The sequence below is a fragment of the Vitiosangium sp. GDMCC 1.1324 genome (assembly GCF_003044305.1).
Taxonomy (GTDB): Bacteria; Myxococcota; Myxococcia; order Myxococcales; family Myxococcaceae; genus Archangium.
Window position 1 is genome coordinate 89025 of sequence record NZ_PZOX01000005.1, and the last position, 21858, is coordinate 110882.

General features: G+C 68.9%; 21 protein-coding genes. 6 read left to right on the forward strand and 15 right to left on the reverse strand.

What is annotated here, in order from left to right; translation table 11 throughout:
* Positions 1 to 33 precede the first annotated feature (33 nt).
* From DAT35_RS16450 to DAT35_RS16465, 4 genes are all read right to left on the reverse strand, one after another.
* Positions 34 to 228, reverse strand: a complete 195-nt coding sequence (locus DAT35_RS16450) for a ferredoxin (RefSeq protein WP_108067987.1) — start codon at positions 226 to 228, stop codon at positions 34 to 36.
* Between the two features lie 22 nt (positions 229 to 250).
* Complete coding sequence (locus DAT35_RS16455) at positions 251 to 844, reverse strand: TetR/AcrR family transcriptional regulator (protein WP_108067988.1); 594 nt, start codon at positions 842 to 844, stop codon at positions 251 to 253.
* A 175-nt stretch (positions 845 to 1019) separates the two neighbouring features.
* On the reverse strand, positions 1020 to 2135 hold the full coding sequence (locus DAT35_RS16460; protein ID WP_108068418.1) for an aldo/keto reductase: 1116 nt from the start codon (positions 2133 to 2135) through the stop codon (positions 1020 to 1022).
* 147 nt (positions 2136 to 2282) lie between these two features.
* Positions 2283 to 3719 (reverse strand): PLP-dependent aminotransferase family protein, encoded by a 1437-nt coding sequence (locus tag DAT35_RS16465; RefSeq protein WP_108067989.1) that lies wholly within the window; start codon positions 3717 to 3719, stop codon positions 2283 to 2285.
* 127 nt (positions 3720 to 3846) lie between these two features.
* On the opposite strand from DAT35_RS16465, the gene DAT35_RS16470 reads away from it, so the two are divergent.
* On the forward strand, positions 3847 to 4608 hold the full coding sequence (locus tag DAT35_RS16470) for an MBL fold metallo-hydrolase (RefSeq protein WP_108067990.1): 762 nt from the start codon (positions 3847 to 3849) through the stop codon (positions 4606 to 4608).
* Here DAT35_RS16470 and DAT35_RS16475 read toward each other — a convergent pair.
* Positions 4570 to 5520 carry a YafY family protein gene (locus DAT35_RS16475; protein WP_108067991.1) on the reverse strand — a complete coding sequence of 317 codons (951 nt, stop codon included), beginning with the start codon at positions 5518 to 5520 and terminating at the stop codon, positions 4570 to 4572. The genes DAT35_RS16470 and DAT35_RS16475 overlap by 39 nt on opposite strands.
* Positions 5521 to 5660: 140 nt before the next feature.
* Between DAT35_RS16475 and DAT35_RS16480 the strand changes: the two genes are divergently transcribed.
* Together DAT35_RS16480 and DAT35_RS16485 are read left to right on the forward strand one after the other, a co-directional pair.
* Positions 5661 to 6296: a LysE family translocator gene (locus tag DAT35_RS16480; protein ID WP_108067992.1), complete on the forward strand. Its 636-nt coding sequence runs from the start codon at positions 5661 to 5663 to the stop codon at positions 6294 to 6296.
* A gap of 129 nt (positions 6297 to 6425) precedes the next feature.
* On the forward strand, positions 6426 to 7871 hold the full coding sequence (locus DAT35_RS16485) for an ATP-binding protein (RefSeq protein WP_108067993.1): 1446 nt from the start codon (positions 6426 to 6428) through the stop codon (positions 7869 to 7871).
* Positions 7872 to 7921: 50 nt separating this feature from the next.
* Here the strand turns inward: DAT35_RS16485 and DAT35_RS16490 are convergent, their stop codons facing one another.
* The 4 genes from DAT35_RS16490 to DAT35_RS16505 all read right to left on the reverse strand — a co-directional run bounded on the left by DAT35_RS16490 (position 7922) and on the right by DAT35_RS16505 (position 11748).
* A complete protein-coding gene (locus DAT35_RS16490; protein ID WP_146209741.1) occupies positions 7922 to 8503 on the reverse strand; it encodes an outer membrane beta-barrel protein in 582 nt (193 codons plus the stop codon).
* 100 nt (positions 8504 to 8603) lie between these two features.
* On the reverse strand, positions 8604 to 9731 hold the full coding sequence (locus tag DAT35_RS16495) for a hypothetical protein (RefSeq protein ID WP_108067995.1): 1128 nt from the start codon (positions 9729 to 9731) through the stop codon (positions 8604 to 8606).
* Positions 9728 to 10834, reverse strand: a complete 1107-nt coding sequence (locus tag DAT35_RS16500; RefSeq protein ID WP_369945783.1) for a 5'-nucleotidase — start codon at positions 10832 to 10834, stop codon at positions 9728 to 9730. Before DAT35_RS16500 ends, DAT35_RS16495 begins: the two co-directional genes overlap by 4 nt.
* 83 nt (positions 10835 to 10917) lie before the next feature.
* Positions 10918 to 11748: an SH3 domain-containing protein gene (locus tag DAT35_RS16505; protein WP_108067996.1), complete on the reverse strand. Its 831-nt coding sequence runs from the start codon at positions 11746 to 11748 to the stop codon at positions 10918 to 10920.
* 285 nt (positions 11749 to 12033) lie between these two features.
* On the opposite strand from DAT35_RS16505, the gene DAT35_RS16510 reads away from it, so the two are divergent.
* From DAT35_RS16510 to DAT35_RS16520, 3 genes are read left to right on the forward strand one after another with little or no spacing between them, the layout of a single operon-like run.
* Positions 12034 to 12528, forward strand: a complete 495-nt coding sequence (locus DAT35_RS16510) for a PilZ domain-containing protein (RefSeq protein ID WP_108067997.1) — start codon at positions 12034 to 12036, stop codon at positions 12526 to 12528.
* Positions 12529 to 12584: 56 nt separating this feature from the next.
* Positions 12585 to 14828 (forward strand): tetratricopeptide repeat protein, encoded by a 2244-nt coding sequence (locus tag DAT35_RS16515; protein WP_108067998.1) that lies wholly within the window; start codon positions 12585 to 12587, stop codon positions 14826 to 14828.
* Positions 14828 to 16621 carry an NAD-binding protein gene (locus tag DAT35_RS16520; protein WP_108067999.1) on the forward strand — a complete coding sequence of 598 codons (1794 nt, stop codon included), beginning with the start codon at positions 14828 to 14830 and terminating at the stop codon, positions 16619 to 16621. Before DAT35_RS16515 ends, DAT35_RS16520 begins: the two co-directional genes overlap by 1 nt.
* 12 nt (positions 16622 to 16633) lie before the next feature.
* Here DAT35_RS16520 and ribD read toward each other — a convergent pair whose 3' ends face one another.
* The 6 genes from ribD to acpP all read right to left on the reverse strand — a co-directional run bounded on the left by ribD (position 16634) and on the right by acpP (position 21826).
* The gene (gene ribD / locus DAT35_RS16525; RefSeq protein WP_108068000.1) at positions 16634 to 17809 is read right to left on the reverse strand and encodes a bifunctional diaminohydroxyphosphoribosylaminopyrimidine deaminase/5-amino-6-(5-phosphoribosylamino)uracil reductase RibD; all 1176 of its coding nucleotides are present in this window, start codon (positions 17807 to 17809) and stop codon (positions 16634 to 16636) included.
* Between the two features lie 6 nt (positions 17810 to 17815).
* Complete coding sequence (nrdR, locus tag DAT35_RS16530) at positions 17816 to 18313, reverse strand: transcriptional regulator NrdR (protein WP_108068001.1); 498 nt, start codon at positions 18311 to 18313, stop codon at positions 17816 to 17818.
* A gap of 39 nt (positions 18314 to 18352) precedes the next feature.
* Positions 18353 to 19609, reverse strand: coding sequence for a serine hydroxymethyltransferase (gene glyA / locus DAT35_RS16535; RefSeq protein ID WP_108068002.1), 1257 nt, complete (start codon positions 19607 to 19609; stop codon positions 18353 to 18355).
* Positions 19610 to 19641: 32 nt separating this feature from the next.
* The gene (gene rpiB, locus DAT35_RS16540) at positions 19642 to 20091 is read right to left on the reverse strand and encodes a ribose 5-phosphate isomerase B (RefSeq protein ID WP_108068003.1); all 450 of its coding nucleotides are present in this window, start codon (positions 20089 to 20091) and stop codon (positions 19642 to 19644) included.
* Positions 20092 to 20245: 154 nt separating this feature from the next.
* Positions 20246 to 21502, reverse strand: coding sequence for a beta-ketoacyl-ACP synthase II (fabF, locus tag DAT35_RS16545; RefSeq protein WP_108068004.1), 1257 nt, complete (start codon positions 21500 to 21502; stop codon positions 20246 to 20248).
* 81 nt (positions 21503 to 21583) lie between these two features.
* Complete coding sequence (gene acpP, locus DAT35_RS16550) at positions 21584 to 21826, reverse strand: acyl carrier protein (protein WP_108068005.1); 243 nt, start codon at positions 21824 to 21826, stop codon at positions 21584 to 21586.
* Positions 21827 to 21858 lie beyond the last annotated feature (32 nt).

Genomic DNA, 21858 nt, shown 5'->3' on the forward strand with positions numbered 1-21858 from the left:
ACTGCGGGGGGGTTTGACTGCGGAGACTCGAAGTCAGTCGTCGGAGAGCGAGAGGGCGTAGCGGGGACAGTCGCGCACGGCCTTCTCCACCTTGGCGCGCAGCTCGGGTGTCACGTTCTCGTTGAGCACGTGCAGCGTGTCCTTCTCATCCAGGTGGAAGAACTCCGGTGCCGCGCGCACGCAGACGCCATTGGCCTCACAACGATCCCAATCCACCACGATCTTCATTGCGTACCTCCAGGTGTTGTCGTCATGCCTTCAAGAGCCGGAGCACGAGCTCGATGGGAGGCAGGGCGCCGTTCGGGTTCATGACCCGATCGATCGCCAGCCCCTTGACCAGCGCCATCAACGCGCGAGCGAGCTCCTCGGGAGGGCCCCGAGCCACCGCTCCGCCGAGTTGCGCCTCCTGGATGAGCGCCACGACGGATTCGTCGATCTGCCGGGTGTACCGCGCCAGCACGTCGCGCAACGCCAGGGGCGCGGCGTCCGAGGTGTACGCATGCACGATGACCAGCAGGTACTCGGGCTCGTCATAGGAGCCCTGGATCATCTGCGAGCACAGGTAGACGAGCCGCTCCCAGGGAGTGCCCGGCTGCTGCCGCGCCTGAGCAACGAGCGCCTCCCACCCCTCGACCGCCGCCTCGATGACGGCGGCGAAGAGGGCCTCCTTGCCCGGAAAATAGTGGTGGACGAGCCCGTGGCTGATCCCCGCCTCGGCCGCGATGTCGACGATCTTCGCCGCCGCGAACCCCTTGCGCGCGAACACGCCGCGGGCCGCCCGCAGCACCTCCCGCCGCCTCTCCCCTTTGAGCTGCTCGACCTGCGCTGCCTGGCGAGGACTCATGGCCGCTCCCCGATGGTTGGTTGACTGTCCTATCAACCAAACAGCAGGGAAATCAAGTGTTCCCGCATCAGTCCTTCAACCCTGGGTAGGCGTAAGTGCCCGTGTGCCCGACTCGAGGCGGCCCCGGCCCGCGGTTCGCGCGCGAGCTGGGGGCCCCGGTCTCACACCTTGAAGCTCACTGGCCGCCGTGGGCACGGAACCAGGCCGGCTCCGCGCGCACCGCTGTGTTGGCCGTGAACATGCCCTGTGCGAACACCGGATCGTGGAAGAACACGTACGGGTGGACGAGCTCGGGGCGGCTCGCGGCCTCCAGCCGGGCGGAGAGCGCCGACGGCAGCGTGAAGTCGAGCGCGCGCAGGTTGCTCTCGAGCTGCTCCAGCTTGCTCGCGCCGATGATGGTGGAGGCCACGGCGGGACGCGTCGCCACCCAGTTGAGCGCCACCTGCGCGGGCGAGCGCTCCACCTCCTTCGCCACGGCGACGAGCTGCTCGACGATGGCCCAGGGGCGGTCCTTCACGAACTTGTCGGCGATGGGGAGGCCGGTGGCCAGGAGGGCGTGGGCGCGCCCCTCCCCCTTCAGCTTCGAGCCCTCGCGCGAGTACTTGCCCGTGAGGAGCCCACCGGCCAGCGGGCTCCAGGGCGTGATGGCCGCGCCCAGCTCGAGCGCCGCGGGGATGTGCTCGCGCTCGATGTTGCGCTCGGCGAGCGAGTACTCCAGTTGCAACGCCGAGACCCGCTCCCAGCCATTGCGCTCGGCCAGCGTCTGGGCGCGAGCGAAGTACCAGGCCGGCACGTCGGAGAGGCCGATGTACCGGACCTTGCCCTCGCGCACGAGGTCGGTCAGCGTCCGCATCACCTCCTCCACGGGCGTCAGGCCGTCCCAGGCGTGGAGCCAGTACAGGTCCACGTAGTCCGTCTTGAGGCGGCGCAGCGAGCCTTCGAGCGCGCGGTAGATGTTCTTGCGCCCGTTGCCACCGGAGTTGGGGTCCCCCGGCGAGGTCCCCATGGTGAACTTGGTGGCGATGACGGCCTGGTCGCGGCCGCCGTGCTTCGCGAAGAAGTCGCCGATGATGCGCTCGCTCGAGCCGGCGGTGTACGCATCCGCGGTGTCGATGAAGTTGCCGCCTGCCTCCAGGTAGCGCGCCAGGATTTGATGAGCGGTGCTCTCGGGATTGCCCCAGCCGAAGTCGGTCCCGAAGGTCATGGTGCCCAGCGCCAGCGGGCTCACCCGGAGCCCCGAGCGGCCGAGCAGGTGGTACTTCGTCAGGGTTTCAATGTGATGGGTCGTCAAGGCGGCTCTCTCAATCATTGGCGGGAGCCATCTCCCGCGCGTTGTCGACAAGCCCTCCCAGGGGCTCGTCTCGCCGCTACAAATAGGGGGGAGCCCACCGGGGAGCGACCCGCTTCTTGCGCTGAATTCCGCGACGCCCTGACACGGTCATCGGGGGTGAATCGCGCGGATGCTGGCCGCCAGTCTTCTCACCCCTTCGTCGATCAGCGAGACGGGAATGGCTCCATAGCCAAGCACCAGGCCCTGCCTGGAAGTGGGGCTCGAAGAGAAGCGAGACAGGGCAGCCACCGCCACCCCCACGCGTTGCGCCGCACGCACCACCTCCGTGGCGTCGATCCGGTCGTCGCGAAAGAGTGCGCCGATATGCAGCCCCGCCACGGAGGGAATGGGCTCGAGCCACGCGGCGAGATGGCGGCGGAGAGCCTGCTCCAACTGTTCGTGACGCACCTGGTACTCACGCCTCGCCTTCCGGATGTGCCGGGCCAGCAGGCCCTCCTCGATGAACTGTGCCAACGCGGCCTGGAGGAACGGCGGGCTGTGCCAATCCGTGAGGAACCGGGCGGTGCGCAGCGCGGGCCGGAGCGAAGCCGGAGCCACGAGATATCCAAGCCGCAGCCCCGGGAGCAGGACCTTGGAGAAGGATCCCACGTAGAGCACGTGGCCCGCCCGGTCCAGACTTTGGAGTGGCTCCAGTGGTCTCCCCCCGAACCGGAACTCGCTGTCGTAGTCGTCCTCGACCACCGCTGCCTGGTGACGCTCGGCCCAGGCCAGCAATGCCATACGCCGGGCGAGTGTCATCGGCATCCCGAGCGGAAACTGGTGCGAGGGAGTGACGTACACCAGGCGCGCGGCATCGGGAATGGCGTCTACGTTCAGACCCTCGGCATCCACGGAGACGGGAGTGATTCGCGCCCCCTGGGACTCGAATGCCAGACGAGCCAGGGGATAGCCTGGATCCTCGACAGCGACACAGGTGCCTGGCTCGATGAGGATGCGGCCGATCAGATCGAGCGCCTGTTGCGTGCCACCCGTCACGATCACGTCCTCGGCGTCGGCGCGGATGGAGCGTGAAACACGGATGTGGCGCGCGATCGCCGCTCTCAGCCGGCTGTGTCCGGCGGGATCGCCATAGGCCGCTGTCGGACCTGCCGGGGAACGGAGCTGCCGCGCAATGAGACGGCGCCACTCCGCATAGGGGAACAGCCCCAGGTCCGGAGTCCCCACGCGGAAGTCATAGGCCGGCGCGCGCGGGGCTCGCTCCGGCGGTAACTGGATGGAGTCCCAGATGGGAAGTGCACGGAGCCCGGTCTCCGTCTTCGCCCGTCGTGCCGGCGCGGTGGAGCGGGCTTCCTGACGAACGAACGTGCCCGCGCCCACCCGCCCGGAGACGAAGCCCTCGGCGAACAGCCGCTCGTAGGAGCTGGTGACCGTATTGCGCGAGACACCGAGCCTCGCCGCGAGCTCTCGCGTCGGTGGAATGGCTTCACCCGGACGAAGCCGCCCCTCCAGGATGGCCTGTTTGAATTGCTCGTAGATCTGCCTCGCGAGGTCACGCGAGCCCGAGAGCGTCACATGAAATTCCACGGGGACTCATCCTGATTGGACCTGTCGACTTCGTCGGAATTGGCTCTTGTGACGGTCCATTCGTCACCTTACATCACCTGAGGCAAACGCTTCCGGCCTCGAGCCGGAGCAGACCGGAGGACGGCGCATGACACCCTCGACAGCAGTGCGCACGACGGAAGTCGCTGATGGCATCTACCAGCTTCGCATCGACGTCGACGTGGGCCCATCGGGCTTCTCGTTCAACCAGTACCTCGTGGTCGACGACGCTCCCCTGCTGTTCCACACGGGACCGCGGCGAATGTTCCCACTCGTCCAGGGAGCGGTGGAGAAGATCATTCCCGTGCGCGAGCTGCGTTACATCGGCTTCTCTCACTGCGAGTCGGATGAGTGTGGGTCGATGAATGAGTTCCTCGCCATCGCTCCGGGGGCCTCGCCCGTCTGCGGGCGCACCGCCGCGCGAATCGATGGTGATCTCTTCGACCGCTCGCCACGCGCACTCGCGGATGGAGAGGTGCTCGTGCTCGGAAAGCGCCGTGTGCGATGGCTCGATGCTCCGCACCTCCCGCACAACTGGGAGTGCGGATTTCTCTTCGAGGAGCAGTCCGCGACGCTCTTCTGTGGAGACCTGTTCACGCAGCCGGGCCGTGGTCTTCCGGCCGTCACGCGAGGCGACATCCTCGGCCCGAGTGAAGCACTACGTCGAGGGGGGCTCGACTACTTCGCACACGCACAAGCGGCTCCTGTCCTGCTCGAGAAGCTCGCGGCCACATCGCCCCGGCTGCTCGCATGCATGCACGGGCAGGCCTACGAGGGGGATGGTGGGGCGCTGATTCGCGAGCTCGCGCGAGTGCTCGGCGCCAGTCGCGGCTCAGCTCCCGGCCAGCTCGAGCAATCGCCGGGCGCATGACGCGAGCGCGTCGCGCAATCCCGTCGGCCGTCTGATCTCGAAGGAGAAAGGCAGACGCGCCAGCTCACGCGCGAACCACGTGAGGTCCTCGGTCTGGCCACGCAGCAGCACGCCCTCGGCCACTCTCTCGAGCGTGCCGAATGAAGGGAACACCGCACGCCGAGCGGTCGCGAGGTCCGTCTCGAGCAACACCTCGACGGCATACGCGCGGGGCAGCGTCGCGACCGAGACCGTCAGGTGTTCCAGCGCGTTGAATCCCTCCGGGCGGGAGAAGCTCACGTCCAGCGGCTGCACGGAATGCACCCGGTCCAGCCGGAACGAGCGCAGTCCGTTGCGCAGGTGGCAGTGACCGACGGCGTACCAGCGCCCACCGCGCCAGGCGAGGCCATAGGGGTCGAAGTCCCGCTCGGTCTCCTCGTTCTCCGCCGTGCGATAGCGCATGCGCACGCGCCGCTGGGTCTGGGACGCGGCGCTCAGCGCGACCAGGGCCTCGTTGTCACGGGGCGCGGTGGGATGGGAGAGGTCGAGCGTCACCGTCTCATCCACCGCGCGCACGCGCCGTTTCAAGTTGGCCGGCATCACCCGCTCGAGCTTCGCTTGCGCGCTGGCGACCGCGGGCGCCGCCTCCGCGAGCCCGAGCCCCCTCGCCGCGAGCAGTCCCACCGACAGGGCCAGCGCCTCGTCGTCGGTGAACACCATGGGCGGCAGCTTGAACCCGGCCACCAGCATGTACGCGCCGTCGCGTCCGCGCTCGGCGGTGATGGGGATGCCCAGTTCCTCCAGCGCGGTGATGTAGCGGCGCACCGTCCGGCGATCGACCTCGAGCCGCCGTGCCAGCTCCGAGCCGCTCATCCGGCCGTGCGTCTGAAGCAGCTCGAGCACGGTGAGCACGCGCGTCGTGGGTCGGGACATGTGGACCAGTCTAGTCCGAATGAGGGCCGATTCCGCCCTATATGCCTCCTACCGTGCACTTCAGCACCGGGCCTCACGGCCTGGCCCACTTCACCGCGCCCACGTGGCCACGGGCATTTCAACCGATAGGAGTCTTCCTCATGGAGCAGACCGCACATCTGTGGCTCTTCTTCGTCCTGGTATTCGGAGTCGTCATCCTTCCGGGTCTCGACATGGCGTTCGTCCTCGCCAGTTCCCTGGTTGGCGGCCGCAAAGCGGGGCTCTCCGCCGTGGCCGGCATCATCGCGGGCGGCGCCTGTCACGTGGCCGTCGGTGCGACGGGGGTCGCCGTGTTGCTGAAGGTCGTCCCGTCCGCGTTCAACGCGCTGCTGTGGATCGGCGCGCTGTACGTGGCATGGATCGGGGTCTCGCTGTTGCGGAGCGGAGGCGGGTTCTCGGCGGCTCCCCTCTCGGACAAGCAATCGCACCTGGCCACGTTCCGCCGGGGGGCACTGACCAACCTGCTCAATCCGAAGGCCTACCTCTTCATGCTCGCCGTGTTCCCCCAGTTCGTCCGCCCCGAGTACGGACCCATCTGGCTCCAGGGGCTGGTGCTCGGAGCCATCATCGCGCTCACGCAGGGCGCCGTGTATGGCGTGATCGCGCTCGTCGCCGACCGGGCGCGCGGCTGGCTCGAGTCGAATCCCTCCGCCAACATCGCGGTGGCGCGGCTCGTGGGCTGTCTCATGATGCTCGCCGCGGTGGTGACGGTCTTCGAGGGCTGGCGGGGCGCCTGACGCCGGGCGCCAGGTGTCCGGGGGAGCGGGCGTGGGAAGAGACTCGTGGCCCCAGGTGTTTCCCCGGGCTGTCCGGTCGCCCCGCGGCGGCGCATACGCCCGCGGGAGCCCGGAGCTGGGAGAGTCTCGATGGGTCAGGCCCGGAATGGTCGTGCGGAGTGGTTCGAGTTGTCGGAGGAAGGATGGCGGCGTTCCAACCGCGCCCGGCCGCTCGGTCAGCTCGTTCGCGAGGCCCTGCAGAACGCGTTCGACCAGCGCGCGAGCCGGGTGAAGGTGCGCCTGGAGGAGGACGAGGTCCGCATCGAGGACGATGCCCCCGCCGGATTGGCGCGTGACGAGTTCGCCTTCACCGTGTTCCTCGGGGAGAAGGACACGCCTCCCACGTGGCGGGGGCGCAAGGGCCGTGGCTTGAAGGAGATGATTGCCTCGAGCGACCGCGCCGAGGTGGAGACAGTGGGGCGCACGCTCGTCTTCGACGACACCGGGCGCCACGTGAAGCCCAACACGCGCCGGGTGGGCACGTGCTTGAAGCTCTTCCGCCGCACGAGCACCCGTGAGCGCGAGGACGCCCTCCAGTTGCTCCGCCTCACCCTCCCCCCTCCCGGTGTCGAGCTGGTCATCAACGGGCGCGCCGTGCGGCCTCCGCGGCTCAAGGACTCCCTGGAGGACTGTCAGCTGGAGACGGTGGAGCTGCACCGCGGGGTGGAGCGCTACGTCGAGCGGGCCGCGAGGGTGGACCTGTACCACCCGCGCCCCGGGGAGACGCCGCACCTCTTCGAGCTGGGGCTCCCGGTGGAGCCGCACCATCTGCCGTGGCACGTCGACGTGCAGCAGCGCATCCCGCTGGCGGCCGAGCGCGATGCCGCGAGAGATCCCTACAAGCGCACGCTGGCGGCCATCATCCTGGAGTCGCTGGCGCCCGAGCTGAGCCGCCAGGAGCTGTCAGGGGCGTGGGTGACGGAGGTGCTCGCGCACTTCACCCTGGGCCCGGAGGCGCTCGAGGCCTACGTGGCGAAGGTGCTGCCGGCGCGGGCGGTGCTGTCGGTGGGGCCGCGGATGGATGACCGGGCGCGCCAGCTCGGAGCGAAGGTGGTGGACCTGCGGGGGATGCCACTCCCGGCGGTGGAGCAGCTCGAGACGATCGTCGAGTCCGCGAGCACATACGTGGAGCGGATGGAGGGCCCGCCGAAAGACATCCTGGTGAACCCCGGGCCGCGCGCCGAGCGCTTCGTGGGGCTGGTGCGTTGCCTGTCGCGAGAGCTCATCGGGCGGGAGGTGCGCGTGGAGTTCTTCGAGCGCAAGGCTCGCGACCCGAGCGCCCAGGTGGACGCGGAGTACGACCGCGAGCGCCGTGTGCTCCGGGTGAACATGCGGGGACAGGTGTCGCTGGAGGATCCGCTGGAGTCTCGGACGCTCGGCATCGTCCTGCACGAGCTGGCTCACGAAGCGGGAGACGAGCACGACTTCGCCTTCATCGACCGGCTGGAGAGCTTCGCCGGGAGGGCGCTGCGCTGTCTGGTGGACCGGCCCGACCTCCTGGCGCCCTATGCGAGCCTGAAGAGGCGGGCCGGATAGCCGGGCCCTGGCGCGATGGAGCGCGAGGCCCGGCCTCCGGGGGGTGAAGCCTAGAAGGAGAAGCCCACGCCGGCCTTCAGGCCCGTGGCGCCCACCTCTCCGCGCAGCGCGATCGTGCCGTTGATGTCGTAGAGCACGCCCGCGCCGACGTTCGCGTAGAAGCCGCCGTAGGACGCGCCCGCGATGTCATCCACGTTGTTGCTCCAGAAGTTGAAGTACCACCCGACCGACGCCTTACCGTAGGCGGAGAACTTGGGGGTGAAGTGGAACGTCCACCGCCCCTCCACGGGGATGGCCAGGCCGACGTAGCTGTAGTCCCGACCCAGGCCGAAGTTCTGGCCGCCGAACCACACATCGCCGCCGAACTCGAGCTCGACGGAGTCGTTGAGCGGCGGGATGAAGCCGTCCTTCAAGATCGGCAGGGTGTACCGTCCGGCAACGCCGATTCCGGTGCCATACCCCCAGGGCAGCAGGCCGAAGAAGGACAGCATCGGGCTGCGCTCGTGCGTTCCCGCGTCCTTCAGGCCGCCCGGAGAGGACATGGAGTTGGAGTCCCCCTGCGCCCGCGCCTGCTCGGGCATGAGCACCGCCAGGAAGACCACTGCGACCAGACATCCCATCAAACGCTTCATTCGGAGTTCGTCCTCTGTTCAGACGGATTACCCCGGCGACCTTAGGGGACTCGGCAGGCCCTCTGTGAGCAAAAAATCTGCTGGATTCCCCTCGGTCCCGCTAGTGGCAGTCGGCGCGCCGCAGGGAGACACCGTTCTCGGTGCGGTACTGGTAGACGACCCCGCCCTCGTCGAGGACGGTGAAGTCCCGAAAGGTCTCCTCGGGCATGGTATTGAGAGGTAGGTCCGTCTGCCCCAACACCTTGCCATCCACGGGATCCAGGCAGAAGAGGCGTACACCGGCCTCGGAGGCCGGGCTGGCCTTGCCCGTGGGCAGCTCGCCGGCCACGCCCAGGTAAATGACCCCCGAGCGATCCGAGTCGAGCAGCGTGATGAACAGCAGCGGGAACTGCAGCCGGTACTCGCGGGTGTAGCGGTGCTGGCCCGACTGCCGGTCGACGGCGTTGACGAAGAGGCGGCCGCCTGGGGCATCGATGATGCGGGCGAGGATATAGGCGCGGCCATCGCGCGTGGGGCGGCCGGGAATCTCCGGGCGTGTGGTGTCGACCTTGCCCGAGAGGTCACCGATGCGGATCAGCGCGCCGTGCTCACGCTCGACGTACACCGAGTCCCCTTCCACGAAGGTGCCGGTGATGCCTCCGGTGTTGGGGATGCCCTCGCCCTGGAGCGGCAGCTCGCCTCGGAGCGACCCCGTATAGGGGTCGATGATGGCCACGGACTTGTCCTTCAAGCGGTCGAGCACCAGCAGCGAGCCATCCTTCGCCACGGTGACATCCTGGGGAGTCTGCTGGGTGAGCGGCGTGGTCCCGAGCACCTTGCCCTCCCCATCGAGACGCACGAGCCGTCCGTTGACCTGATCCAGCACCACGACGTCACCGAGCGGAGTCACCGCGAGGGACATGGGCGCCTCGGGGTTGCCCTCCTGGAGACGCTCGCGCCCGAGCTGGGAAGGTCCGCTGCCCCAGCCCAGCTCGGCGATCACCTCCCGGGGCTTGGAGGAATCGCCCTTCCGGGGAGTCCCGGCCTGCGGGCCGCCTCCCGGGTTGCCGGAGGGGGTCCTCGCCGGAGCGCCACCTGACGGGGTCGCCGCGGCCTGGGCCGCCGGCTCATCCGTCCGCGAGTCCGAACCCGCGCCCCCCCGAGTACCCGAGCGCGCCGTCACGAGCGCGACACCGAGCGCGAGGACGATGAGAACCAGGACGACGACTCCTTGCTTGCTCCCCTTCATGGCCCTTCCCCTGCTGGTGCGAGCTGATCCACCCGCTTCTTCAACTCCGGGTCATCCTTCACGTCCGGCCCGAGCAGGAGGAACGAGAGGAGCTGGGTCCGTGAGGCCGGGTCTGGAGGCCGCTCACCCAGGTCCACCAACTGCTGCCGCCGCGACGTCAAACCGGCCAGCGACTCCTCGAGCGCCCGCCGGGCCGCATCGTCCTTGGCCGCCGCCAGCCGCTCGCGGGCCCGCTGGATGTTCTCATCCAGGAGCTTCAGCCCCTCCCGGGCGCGAGCCATCTCGGAGAGGTCGACGAACGGACCCGAGCCCTCGAGGGAGAGCTCCAGACGTCCCACCTGCCTGCCGCGCTCGCCCGAGGGCAGGAGGGTGGCATGACCCTGGCGCTGCGCCACCCCGGGGATGCGGCCCTCGTGCGACTGCACGATGAAGTCCACCGCGTCCCCCACGTCCCGCGCGAGCGCCTGGGCGGCCGGCCACGGCAGCGCGGCCAGCACCACCACCACGTCCACCCGCTCCTTCTCACGCAGGCGGCGGGCCTCGGCGACGGCCGCGGGCACGGGAGGCCGCCCCACCACCCCCGGCGCCACCTCTCCCTCGGGAGACAGTCCCACCACGCCGAACCGCAACCCCTCCACCGCCACCACCGTGGAGGCGCCGAAGAGCGGCTGCCCCTTCGCATCCACCAGGTTGGCGGACAGCACCTTCATCTTCGCCTTGCGGGTGGCCTTCTTCAGGAAGTCCGTGCCGAGCACCAGGTCGCGCGCCCCCACGGCCATGGCCGCGGTGCCAAACGCCTCCATCTGCTCGAGCAACAGCTCCGCACGGGCCTGGGCATGCGGCTCGCTTCCCGACTGGGGAGACTTGAAGAGCGCATTGCCCGCGTCCAACACCAGCACCGGCCCGCCCTTCGCGCGCTCCTGGGCGAGCAACGTCTTGCGCCGGGCCAGTCCGCCCGCGGGGTTCTGCCTGCAACCGCAGTCGGCGATCTCCCCTCCATTGTCTCCGGTGAAGAGGAGCACCGCCTTCCGGGGCGCCGCACCCGCCACCAGGGGGTTCAGCAGCAACACCAGCAGGGCGAGCAGGGCCGAGCGCACGCGCATCACCACCTCGAAGACAGACAGACCCGACGAACGACGGCCGGGCCATACCCGCCCGGCCGTGGACCTTCCGAATCGTGGAGGACTCAGAAGTGACGGATGGCGTGGTAGGTGGTGGTGGCGGTGCGGAGGTTGTACACGCAGCCGTACGCGCAGCCCTTGCACTCGTAGGCCCACATGCTGCCCCAGCCGTCACCCGACTCGTAGAGGAAGGTGTGGCCGGCACCATTCACGTTGTACACGAGCGCGTCCGCCTTCAGCAGGGAGTCACGGGAGATGGTGGTCCACTGGCTGGTGTCGGAGTTGAAGTTCACGGTGCTGTACGGGTGCGAGTCCGTCGCCACGTTGCTGTTGGTGCTGGGCACCACCCACGCCTTGGCGAGGAAGCCGGAGCAGTCCGCGCCATACGAGCCACTGTGCGTGCAGCTCGGGCAGTCCCCCGTGCACGAGCCCACGGCCGAGCCCGGATTCCAGCCCCCGTGGCCCCACCAGTAGGAGAAGCCCACCGCTCCCTGGGCCCGGGTGACGGCGGCGTCGCGAGCCGCGGAAGAGCTGGCCGCCACGGTGAGGTAGCTGCCCGAGGCCCAACCGGTGACGCCGCTATAGGTGACCTTGTACCAGCCGCTGGTGGGACAACCCCCGCCCGCCTCCGTGGCGATGGCGCTGCCCGGCATCGTCAGGAGGATGCTGTAGCTCGTCGAGGGCCCGCTGCGCAGGTTCAGGTCCGTGGTCGTCTGGAGCGAGGCGCCAGCGGTGACACAGGCCGTGATCGCGTTGGCGCCGGTGCCGAGGTTCTCGTCCACGCCCTTCAGCTCGACGCTCTCCACCGCCGTCTGACCGCCGCCACAGCCCACCGCCACTACCGCCAGCACTGCCAACCACTTCAAGGGATGACCGCTCGTGCTCCGATTGCTCATGACTGACCTCCGTCGGGGGGGACAACGGGAAAGGCAGCTGCATCGAACAGCCCTTCACCTCCGACACAGCATGGGGAGACCCGGGAGCAAGGGCGGCTCGTGGCGGGGACTTAAACCGCTTTTCCTTGAAAAATGGAAGTGTCATTGTTCTCGTAATAATCCGCTCCAAGACATCCGGCGTCCGCGACCGCCCGTGAAGCCATCAGCTCGCGCGAGGGCGGCGGGCCAGGCCCCGGGGTGGCCCGATTCGGATTCATCCAGGGAGTCGCGCTAGAATGAGGCTCCATGGACTTTTCGGCCTGGCTGACGAGCTTCCGAGAGCTGCACGAACGGGCTCGCCGGAAGCTGCACACGAGTGAGGAGCACGCGCTCTACCTGGAGGCGCGCGAGCAGCTCGCACGGACGCTGCTGGCGGCCCAGGGCCAGAGCCCGCAGCCGGGTGGCATCGCCCGGCGCAACTTCCGCGTCCCCAAGGGAATGCCCGTGGACGTCAGCTTCCGCTCGGGCCCCGTGCGCAGCCGCACGCTGGACATCTCCTCCGGCGGCTTCTCCTGCATGCTCGGCGGCGAGCTCCACGAGGACGAGCCTTGCGCCTTCGTGCTGTGGCTGCCGGGACAGGAGGACGCCCCGGTGGTGGGCCGGGGGCGCACCGTGGCGCTCGCGCCCTCCGAGCAGGGCTCGCGGCGCGTCTCCTTCACCTTCACCGACGTGAACGAGGACGATCGCGAGCGGCTGGAGATGATGATCTTCGACCTCGCGCTCGGCTACATCCGCGCCTGAGCCAGTCCGGCGGCCCTTCCCGGACGCTCCCACCTCATTTCCACGAGGATTGACGCATGCACGCGTTGCTGCTCTCCCTCCTGCTGGCTCAAGCAGCAACCGAGCCCGCGGAGAAGTTCCCTTTCGACCCGAAGCTGGAGTCCGTCTACGAGCGGGCCTTCGACCAGGTCCAGGAGGGCCAGTTCGAGCAGGCCCGGCCCGGTGTGGAGCAGCTGGTACGCGAGGCACCCGACAACCCACGCGCCTGGCGCCTGCTCGGATTCCTCGAGAGCAAGGAGAAGCCCCAGAAGGCGGAGGAGGCCTTCCAGCGCGCGCTCGAGCTGGGCATCGACGGCAAGCGCCGCGCGGATGTGCTGAGATCCCTGGCGACCCAGGCCATGGATACGCCCGCCCGGCGGCCCCAGGCGCGGAAGTGGATCGACGAGGCGCTGCGGTTGAATCCGGAAGAGCCGGGCGCCCTGTACTTCAGCGCGGTGTTCCTCACCGAGGATGGGAACTTCGCGTTGGCGCGGGAGCGCGTGGAGCGGCTGCTGGAGCTCCACCCGGACATGGCCGGAGCCCACGCACTGCATGCCGCCATCCTCGCCAACCAGGGAGAGGACGAGGCAGCCGCGGAGGAGGTGGCCGTCGCGAGGGCTGGTGGGGCGGAGGCGGCCTTCTTCCAGGAAGTCGAGAGCCGGGGCGATCACGCGCGGATGTTCCGCCTGGCGTGGCAGATCCCCCTGGGCATGGTGCTGTTCCTGGGTAGCTCGCTGGGGCTGCTCTACCTGGCGGGCACGCTGCTGTCGCGAGTCCAGGTCAAGCGCCTGGCCGCGGTGGACGCACGCCTGCTGCGGGACGAGCAGACACCGCAGGAGCGGCGGATCGACCAGCTCTACAACGCGGTGCTCTGGGCCGGCAGCCTGCTCTTCTACGTGTCGGTGCCGATGACGCTGGTGCTGACGCTCGTCACCGGAGGCGCGCTGATATACGGGCTGTTCCTGCTGCCACGCATCCCGGTGAAGCTGATCCTCATCGCGCTGGTGGTGGGGCTCGGAGGGCTGTGGGCCATCATCCGAGGGCTCTTCGTCTCCGGCCCGAAGGACAATGGGGGCCGGGTCCTCACCGAGGAGGAGGCGCCCCGGCTGTTCGCCGCGCTCACGGAGGTGGCGGAGGTAGCGCGCGCCAGGAAGGTGGACAAGGTCTACCTGGACGCGGACGCGGGGATCGGCGTGCGCGAGGCGGGAGGCACCTGGCGGGTGCTGCTGGGCGGGGGCGAGCGCATCCTCCACCTCGGCTACGCGGCGCTGCGCGGCCTGTCGATCACCGAGCTCAAGGCGATCCTCGCGCACGAATATGGCCACTTCTCGCATGGGGAGACTCGGCTCAATCCCGTCATCAGCCGCATCCAGACGTCGGTGATCCACACGCTCCAGGGCATGGCGGAGCTGGGACAGTCCACCTACGTGAACCCGGTGTACTGGTTCCTCCGGGCGTACTTCTTCGTGTACCTCGGGGTGACGATGGGGCACTCGCGGCGGCGCGAGCTGCTCGCGGACCGGGCGGCCGCGCTGGCCTACGGAGGGGACGCGTTCGGCGCGGCACTCACCCGGGCCATCCGCAACGGCGAGCTGTTCGAGCGCTCGGCCATCGCCACACTGGTGATGATGCGGCGGACGGGGCGCCCCTGCCAGAACCTCTACCGCTGCCTGGATGCTGCGGACACGTTGACGCCGGGCAGCCTGCGCGAGCTGCGCGCCAAGGAGTTGGTGGAACGGGAACAAGGCAAGTACGACAGCCACCCGCCTCCGCACGAGCGCATCGCGCGAGTCGCGGGAATCCCCGCCCACCGCCCGGTGGAGGACGCGACGGCCCTCAGCCTGTTCGAGGCACCGGAGAAGCTCGCCGAGGAGCTCACCGGAGAGCTGGCGGGCAAGGTCGAGGACTACCTGACGCACCAGGGCGACGAGCTGCCTCCCGTCCGAGGCGAAGTGGTGCCCGCGCTCCAGGAGCAGTTCGCGAGTGCCGTCGCGTTCCACCGGGACGCGCTGGATCTGCGCGAGCGCAAGCACGCGGAGGCGGACGGCGCGCTGGTGGACTCGGCGCGCAAGCTGGAGGAGACGGTGGGCTCGGGGGATCCGTTCATCGTGCCCGTGCTCCAGGAGATGGCACAGGCGCAGCACCGGATGGGTGACACGCCCGCCGCCCAGGCCTCGCTCCAGCGCGCCATCGGCATCCTCGAGGCCCTGCCGTTACGGGACCAGGGCGAGATCGACGCGCTCAAGCAGCAACTGGAAAACGTGAGCAGCAAGGCAGCTTAATGCGTCGACTCCTCGCCTTCCTCCGCTACCACGAGGCACGCGTCGTCCTGGCCTGGGTGCTCCTCACCCTCGGCCTCGGCGTCGAGGGACTTCCCAGCTACCTCCAAGAGAGTGGCTACACCTTCTTGGACCTCCTCTACCAGGCGGTGCAGCTGTTCGTGATGCAGTTGCAGGTCCTGCCGGGCAGGACACCGTGGACCCTGGAGCTCGCGCGCTGGTCGGCCGCGACCGTCTCCTTCTACGCGGTGCTCCGAGCCGGCTCCGTGCTCTTCGCGGGAGAGCTCGAGCGGCTGAGGCTGCGGCACCTCTCCGGACACGTGGTGGTGTGCGGACTCGGCCGCAAGGGGCTCCAGCTCACCCAGGACTTCCTCGCCCGGGGAGACAAGGTCGTCATCATCGAGAAGGACGAGGAGAACGATCACCTGCTCGCAGCGCGGGAGGCCGGAGCGCTCGTGGTGCTGAACGCGGCGGCCGATGACGCCATCCTCCGGCAGGCACGCGTGGCCCATGCGGCGGTGCTGCTCGCGGTCACGGGAGATGACGGGGCGAACATCGAGACGGCAGTGGCGGCTCGCCGGCTGGTGCGCGCCGAGGCCCCGGGACGGACCATGCCCCTGCGAGTCCATGCGCATGTGGGTGACCTCCGGCTGTGTGGACTGCTCCGGGCGTCGAAGGCGTTCGCTGGCGAGGAGTCGGTGGAGACCGCGCCCTTCAACATCCACGAGGCGGCGGCCCGGGTACTGCTGCGAGACAACCCGCTGGACCGGGAGCGGCTCCTCCCGGGCGATACGCGCTTCGTACACCTGTGCGTGGTGGAGTTCGGCCAGATGGGCGAGAGCGTGGCGTTGCAGGCCGCGCGGATGGTGCACCTGGCCAACGGCTCGAGGCTGCGGGTGACGCTCATCGACCGGGACGCCGAGGAGCGGCGGAAGCGTTTCCTCGGCAGGTGCCCGGGTTTCACCGCCGTGGCGGACCTCGACGTGCTCGAGGGGGATGTGGAGTACGCGGACATCCTCGCGCAGCTCGAGGAGTGGGGGCGGGATCCCGGTCGGCTGCTCGACATCGTGGTGTGCTTCGACGACGACCGCCGCAGCCTGACGTGCGCCCTGGCCCTGGTCGAGCGGCTGCGCGAGCGCCGGGTGCCGGTGTGGGTCCGGATGTCTCAGGGGGCGGGACTGTCGACCCTGGCGCGCGCCTCGGGGACGGGGAGCTGGACCGGGCGGATCAGCGTCTTCGGACTGCTCGACCGGCTGTGCACCCGAGAGAGCGTCCTGGGCGAATCGTTGGACCAGCTCGCGCGCAAGGCCCACGAGGACTACCTGCGGCGCAAGCTCGCGCAGGGAGAGGCGATGGGCTCGCGTCCGTCGCTGAGACCCTGGCACGAGCTCGACGAGTTCTTCCGGGAGTCGAACCGTCAGCAGGCGGATCACATCCCGGTCAAGCTGCGCGCCATCGGCTGCCGGACGGAGCCGAGCTCTCCGGAAGCAGGAACGGGAGGCTTCACCTTCACACCCGACGAAGTGGAGATGCTCGCGCGAATGGAGCACGACCGCTGGTGCGCGCGGCACCTGCTGGATGGATGGCGGCGGGGCGACACGCGTGACGAGGTGGCGAGAACCCACCCCTGCATCATCCCGTGGGAGAAGCTCTCGGAGAGCTACCGGGACAATGATCGGGCCGCGGTCCGGCAGATCCCCGAGCTGCTCGCGCTCGCCGGACAGCGGATCATCCGGGAGGCCACGCCCGAGCGGCAGGGCGAGGCGGGAGCGCCTCCGCTGGCGCGCGCGGGGTGAGGACCCGTCCGCTCAGCGCGATTCAGAGAGCCGGGCGCGGATGAGCAGATCATCACCCACCTGCTCGAAGGAGAGCTTGCCCACGGTGAGCGCCCGGGCCATCTGCTTCACGCCCAGCGAGCCCGTCCACGACAGGCCCTCGCTGCCGATCAGCTTGGGGGCGACGAAGAGCAGCAGCTCGTCCGCCAGCTCCGCGCGCAGGAACGAGCCGTACATCTCCGCCCCACCCTCCACCAGCACGTGGTTGAGGCCCTCCTTCGCCAGGCGGCGCATCAACGGCTCGAGGGACACACGCCCATTCTTCTCGGGCATCCGCCAGACCTCGGCGCCCGCCGCGAGGAAGCGCTTCGCCTTGCGGCCAGCAGGGTCCTCCAGCGTGGCCACCACGGTCCGAGCCGGAGAGCGCTGGGTGAAGATCGTCAGCTTCGAAGACAGGCTCAGGTGGGAGTCCACCACCACCCGCACCGGATCCTTCCCATCGCCCTCGGGCAGCCGCGTGGTGAGCTGGGGGTTGTCCTTGCGCACGGTGTTGGCGCCCACGAGGATGACGTCCACCTGGTCGCGCAGCCGGTGCACCCGCTCGCGGGCCTGCTCACCCGTCACCCAGCGCGAGTCCCCCGTGGCGGTGGCCAGCTTGCCATCGAGCGTCACCGCCGCCTTGAGCGTGACGTAGGGCAGGCGGGTGCTCATCGCCTTGAAGAAGGGCCGGTTGAGCCGGTCGGCCTCGTCCTTCAACACGCCGGTGAGCACCTCCACCCCGGCGCGCCGCAGCCGCGCGACGCCCTTGCCATTCACCTTCGGGTTGGGATCCGACGAGCCGACGATGACCCGGCGCACGCCGGCATCGAGGATGGCCTGGCTGCACGGCGGGGTGCGCCCGTAGTGGTCGCACGGCTCCAGCGTCGTGTAGAGGTCCGCCCCGCGCGCCTTGGTGCCCGCGGCCTCCAGCGCCACCACTTCGGCGTGGGCCGTGCCCGCCCGCCGGTGGTAGCCCCGCGCGATGACGCGGCCGCTCTTCACGAGCACCGCGCCCACCACCGGGTTGGGGCTGGTGCGGCCGAGTCCCTTGGCCGCCTCCTCCAGCGCCATGCGCATGAAGAACTCCGCCACCGCCTGGTCGAAGTCCGCCGCGCGCTTCGCCCGAGGGGCGCGCCCTGCCTGCATCCGCGCTCGCGTCAAGAGCCGCATCGCCCGTCAACCGTCCTTGCCCGGCAGACGCGGCGGCTTGTGCTCCCGCGTCCGATCCGACAGCAGATCCTTCAGTTCCTCCATGAACTCGGAGATGTCGCGGAAGCTCCGGTACACCGAGGCGAAGCGGACGTAGGCCACCTCGTCCAGCGCGTGCAGCCGGCGCATCACCTCCTCGCCGATGACCGACGAGGGCACCTCCTTCTCCCCCATGCCCTGCAGCAGCCGCTCGATGGAGACCACCGTCTCCTCGAGCTGGTCCACCGACACGGGGCGCTTCTCACAGGCCTTCTTCAGCCCCGCGAGCAGCTTGTCCCGGTCGAACGTCTCCCGCCGCCCGTCCTTCTTCACGATGAGCGGGTAGAGCTCCTCCACCCGCTCGTACGTGGTGAAGCGCCGCTTGCACTGCAGACACTCGCGGCGCCGGCGGATGACAGACCCCTCATGCGACTCGCGCGAGTCGATGACCTTGTTCTCGGCGTCCTGGCAGAAGGGGCAACGCATGGGTGTGAAGCCCCCCTCCCTCAGAGGGAGGGAGGAAGGTTACTTCAGCCGCGAGGCGTAGAGCGGGAAGCTCCGGGTGAACTCCTTGATGCGCTCGCGGACGTGGGCCAGCCGGGTGTCGTCCGAGGCATGATCCAGCGCCTCCACCACGAAGGCACCGAGGGTGGCCATGTCCGCCTCCTTCATGCCGCGCGAGGTGACGGCCGGAGTGCCGATCCGGATGCCCGACGTCACCGTGGGCTTCTCCGGGTCGAACGGAATCATGTTCTTGTTCACGGTGATGCCGGCCTTGCCCAGCACCTCCTCGGCCACCTTGCCCACGAGCTTCTTGGGCCGCAGGTCCACCAGCATCAGGTGGTTGTCCGTGCCGCCCGAGGTCAGCCGCAGCCCGCCGCGCTTGAGCGCCTCGGCGAGCGCCTGGGCGTTGGCGACGATCTGCCGCTGGTAGGCCTTGAACTCGGGGGAGAGGGCCTCGCGGAAAGCCACCGCCTTGGCGGCGATGACGTGCATCAGCGGGCCGCCCTGGATGCCCGGGAAGATCTGGCTGTTGAGCGTCTTGGAGTACTGCTCCTTGCTCAGCACGAGGCCACCGCGAGGGCCCCGCAGCGTCTTGTGCGTGGTGGAGGTGACGATGTCCGCCAGCGGTACCGGCGAGGGGTGCACGCCCGCGGCCACCAGGCCGGCGATGTGCGCCATGTCCACCATCATCGCCGCGCCCACGCTGTCGGCGATCTCCCGGAACTTGGCGAAGTCGATGGTGCGCGGGTACGCCGAGGCACCCACCACGACCACGCGGGGCTTGTGCTCCTTGGCGAGCGCCGCGGCCTGCGCGTAGTCGATCGTCTCGGTGTCCCGGGTGAGCCCGTAGTGGACGACCTTGTAGAGCTTGCCGGAGAAGTTGAACGCGGCGCCGTGCGTGAGGTGACCGCCCGAGTTCAAATCCAGCGAGAGGAGGGTGTCCCCGGGCTTCATCAGCGCCATGTAGGCGCCCATGTTGGCCTGGCTGCCCGAGTGCGGCTGGACGTTGACGTAGTCCGAGCCGAACAGCTCCTTGGCGCGGCTGATGGCGAGGTTCTCCGCCACGTCCACCACCTCGCAACCGCCGTAGTAGCGCTTGCCGGGGTAGCCCTCGGCGTACTTGTTCGTCAGCACCGAGCCCATCGCCTCCATCACGGCGGGGCTCACGAAGTTCTCCGAGGCGATGAGCTCCAGGCCCTCTTCCTGGCGCAGCGTCTCCTCGTGAACGACCTTGGCAATCTCCGGATCGACGTCGGCCAGCTTACGGGTGTTCTCCATGGGTACGCTCTCCTTCGGCGGGAAGGCGGGCCTCAGCGTCCGTTGTCGGACTCGGCCTCGCGAATCTTGTCCAGGCGCTTCTGATGCCGGCCACCCTCGAAGGGCGTGGCCAGGAAGACATCCAGGATGCTTCGGGCCAGCCCGACACCGACCACCCGCTGGCCCAGGCACAGCACGTTGGCGTCGTTATGGGCGCGCGCCATGCGGGCCTCGTACTCTGTCGAGCACAGCGCCGCGCGGATGCCCCGGTACTTGTTGGCCGTGATGCTCATGCCAATGCCGGCGCCACACACCAGCACGCCGAGCGTGTAGTCGCCCGCGGCCACGGCCTTGGAGACCTGCCGGGCGAAGTCCGGATAATCCACCGACGCGGAGGTGGTGGGGCCGACGTCGTCGAACTCGACGCGCAGCTCCTTCAGCGCGTTCACCAACTCGCGGCGCAGCTCCAGACCCGCATGATCCGACGCGATGATGACCTTCACGTGAGCCCTCCCTCCTCCACACGGACACGGGGCGGGCAAACGCCCACCCCGGCTCTCTCCCAGAGGGGAGAGGAAGCGGACACGGGCACGATCCTGCGTCCGCCCTACCCTGACCCCGGCCCCCTCCCGGCGGGAGAGGGAGGGGTTGGGCTTCCTACTTGAAGCGCTTGAACAACAGCACCGCGTTGGTGCCGCCGAAGCCGAACGAGTTGCTCATCACCGCGTCCACGCGCTGCTCCCGCGCCTGGTTGGGCACGTAGTCCAGATCGCAGTCCGGATCCGGCGTGGTGTAGTTGATGGTCGGCGGGAGCACGCCGCGCAGCAGCGTCTGCACACTCACCACCGCCTCCGCGCCACCGGCGGCGCCCAGCATGTGGCCCGTCATGGACTTGGTGGAGGACACCGCCAGCTTCCGGGCGTGCTCACCGAAGACCGTCTTGATGGCCTTCGTCTCGTTGGCGTCGTTGAACTGCGTCGAGGTGCCGTGCGCGTTGATGTAGCCCACGTCCGACGGGTTCATCCCCGCCGACTGGAGCGCCAGACGCATGCAGCGCGCCGCGCCCTCGCCCTCGGGGGCCGGCTGCGTCACGTGGTGCGCGTCCGAGTTGGCCCCGTAGCCCACCAGCTCCGCCAGGATGTTGGCGCCACGCTTCTTGGCGTGCTCCAGCTCCTCGAGCACGATGATGCCCGCGCCCTCGCCCATCACGAAGCCGTCGCGATCCTTGTCGAACGGCCGGCTGGCCGTCGCGGGATCTTCGTTGCGGCTGGACAGCGCCTTCATCACCGAGAAGCCACCCATGCCCAGCGGGGTGATGGCCGCCTCGGAGCCGCCAGCGATGGCCGCGTCCGTCTCGCCCAGGCGGATGGACTTCCAGGCCTCACCGATGGCGTGGGCGCTCGTGGCGCAGGCCGACACGGGCGCCCAGTTGGGCCCCTTGCAGCCGTAGCGCATGGAGATGAGGCCCGGCGCCATGTTGATGATCATCTGGATGATGAAGAAGGGAGACAGGCGGTCGAACCCCTTCTCCAGCCCCTTGCGGTGCTGCTCCTCCAGGGAGGAGATGCCGCCAATTCCCGAGCCGACGATGACGCCCACCTTCTCGGGCGTGTAGCCGTGGGGGGCGTCCGGCCCGATGGGCAGGCCGCTCTCCTTGACGGCCATCTCGGCCGCGGCGAGCGCATACTGCGAGAACAGGTCCATCCGGCGCACTTCGCGCTTGTCGATGAACTGCTCCGGCTGGAAGTCCTTCACCTCGCCTGCGAAGCGGGTGTCGATCTTCCCCGTATCGAAGCGGCTGATGGGACCGATGCCAGACTTGCCGGCGAGCATCGCCTGCCAGTTCTTCTCGGTGCCGGTTCCCAGTGCCGTGATGATTCCGGTCCCGGTGACGACGACTCGACGGTTTGACACGTGACTCTCCACTGAATGCGCGCTGCTGCTGCCATGGAACGCTGGGCGGGGGACCAGCGCTCCCGGCCCTACGGGTGATGCCTACTTCTTGTGGGTGTTGATGTAGTTGATGGCGTCGCCGACGGTCTTGATGTTCTCGGCCTCCTCGTCGGGAATCTCGACCTCGAACTCCTCCTCCATCGCCATCACCAACTCCACGATGTCGAGGCTATCGGCGCCCAGATCCTCGATGAAGGAGGACTCAGGCTTGATCTCATCCTCACCCACGCCCAGCTGGTCGGCGATGATGTTCTTGACCTTGGCCTCGATAGTAGAAGTCGACATAGGTATTGAATCCTCCAGAAACCACGTGGCGG

Coding starts and splice junctions, on each gene's coding strand:
- DAT35_RS16515 (WP_108067998.1), top strand. CDS start 12,585: ATGCACGCGTTGCTGCTCTCCCTCCTGCTGGCTCAAGCAGCAACCGAG.
- DAT35_RS16510 (WP_108067997.1), top strand. CDS start 12,034: ATGGACTTTTCGGCCTGGCTGACGAGCTTCCGAGAGCTGCACGAACGG.
- DAT35_RS16455 (WP_108067988.1), bottom strand. CDS start 844: ATGAGTCCTCGCCAGGCAGCGCAGGTCGAGCAGCTCAAAGGGGAGAGG.
- acpP (WP_108068005.1), bottom strand. CDS start 21,826: ATGTCGACTTCTACTATCGAGGCCAAGGTCAAGAACATCATCGCCGAC.
- glyA (WP_108068002.1), bottom strand. CDS start 19,609: ATGGAGAACACCCGTAAGCTGGCCGACGTCGATCCGGAGATTGCCAAG.
- DAT35_RS16450 (WP_108067987.1), bottom strand. CDS start 228: ATGAAGATCGTGGTGGATTGGGATCGTTGTGAGGCCAATGGCGTCTGC.
- DAT35_RS16485 (WP_108067993.1), top strand. CDS start 6,426: ATGGGTCAGGCCCGGAATGGTCGTGCGGAGTGGTTCGAGTTGTCGGAG.
- DAT35_RS16475 (WP_108067991.1), bottom strand. CDS start 5,520: ATGTCCCGACCCACGACGCGCGTGCTCACCGTGCTCGAGCTGCTTCAG.
- DAT35_RS16480 (WP_108067992.1), top strand. CDS start 5,661: ATGGAGCAGACCGCACATCTGTGGCTCTTCTTCGTCCTGGTATTCGGA.
- DAT35_RS16490 (WP_146209741.1), bottom strand. CDS start 8,503: ATGAAGCGTTTGATGGGATGTCTGGTCGCAGTGGTCTTCCTGGCGGTG.
- DAT35_RS16470 (WP_108067990.1), top strand. CDS start 3,847: ATGACACCCTCGACAGCAGTGCGCACGACGGAAGTCGCTGATGGCATC.
- DAT35_RS16505 (WP_108067996.1), bottom strand. CDS start 11,748: ATGAGCAATCGGAGCACGAGCGGTCATCCCTTGAAGTGGTTGGCAGTG.
- DAT35_RS16520 (WP_108067999.1), top strand. CDS start 14,828: ATGCGTCGACTCCTCGCCTTCCTCCGCTACCACGAGGCACGCGTCGTC.
- nrdR (WP_108068001.1), bottom strand. CDS start 18,313: ATGCGTTGCCCCTTCTGCCAGGACGCCGAGAACAAGGTCATCGACTCG.
- ribD (WP_108068000.1), bottom strand. CDS start 17,809: ATGCGGCTCTTGACGCGAGCGCGGATGCAGGCAGGGCGCGCCCCTCGG.
- DAT35_RS16495 (WP_108067995.1), bottom strand. CDS start 9,731: ATGAAGGGGAGCAAGCAAGGAGTCGTCGTCCTGGTTCTCATCGTCCTC.
- DAT35_RS16500 (WP_369945783.1), bottom strand. CDS start 10,834: ATGCGCGTGCGCTCGGCCCTGCTCGCCCTGCTGGTGTTGCTGCTGAAC.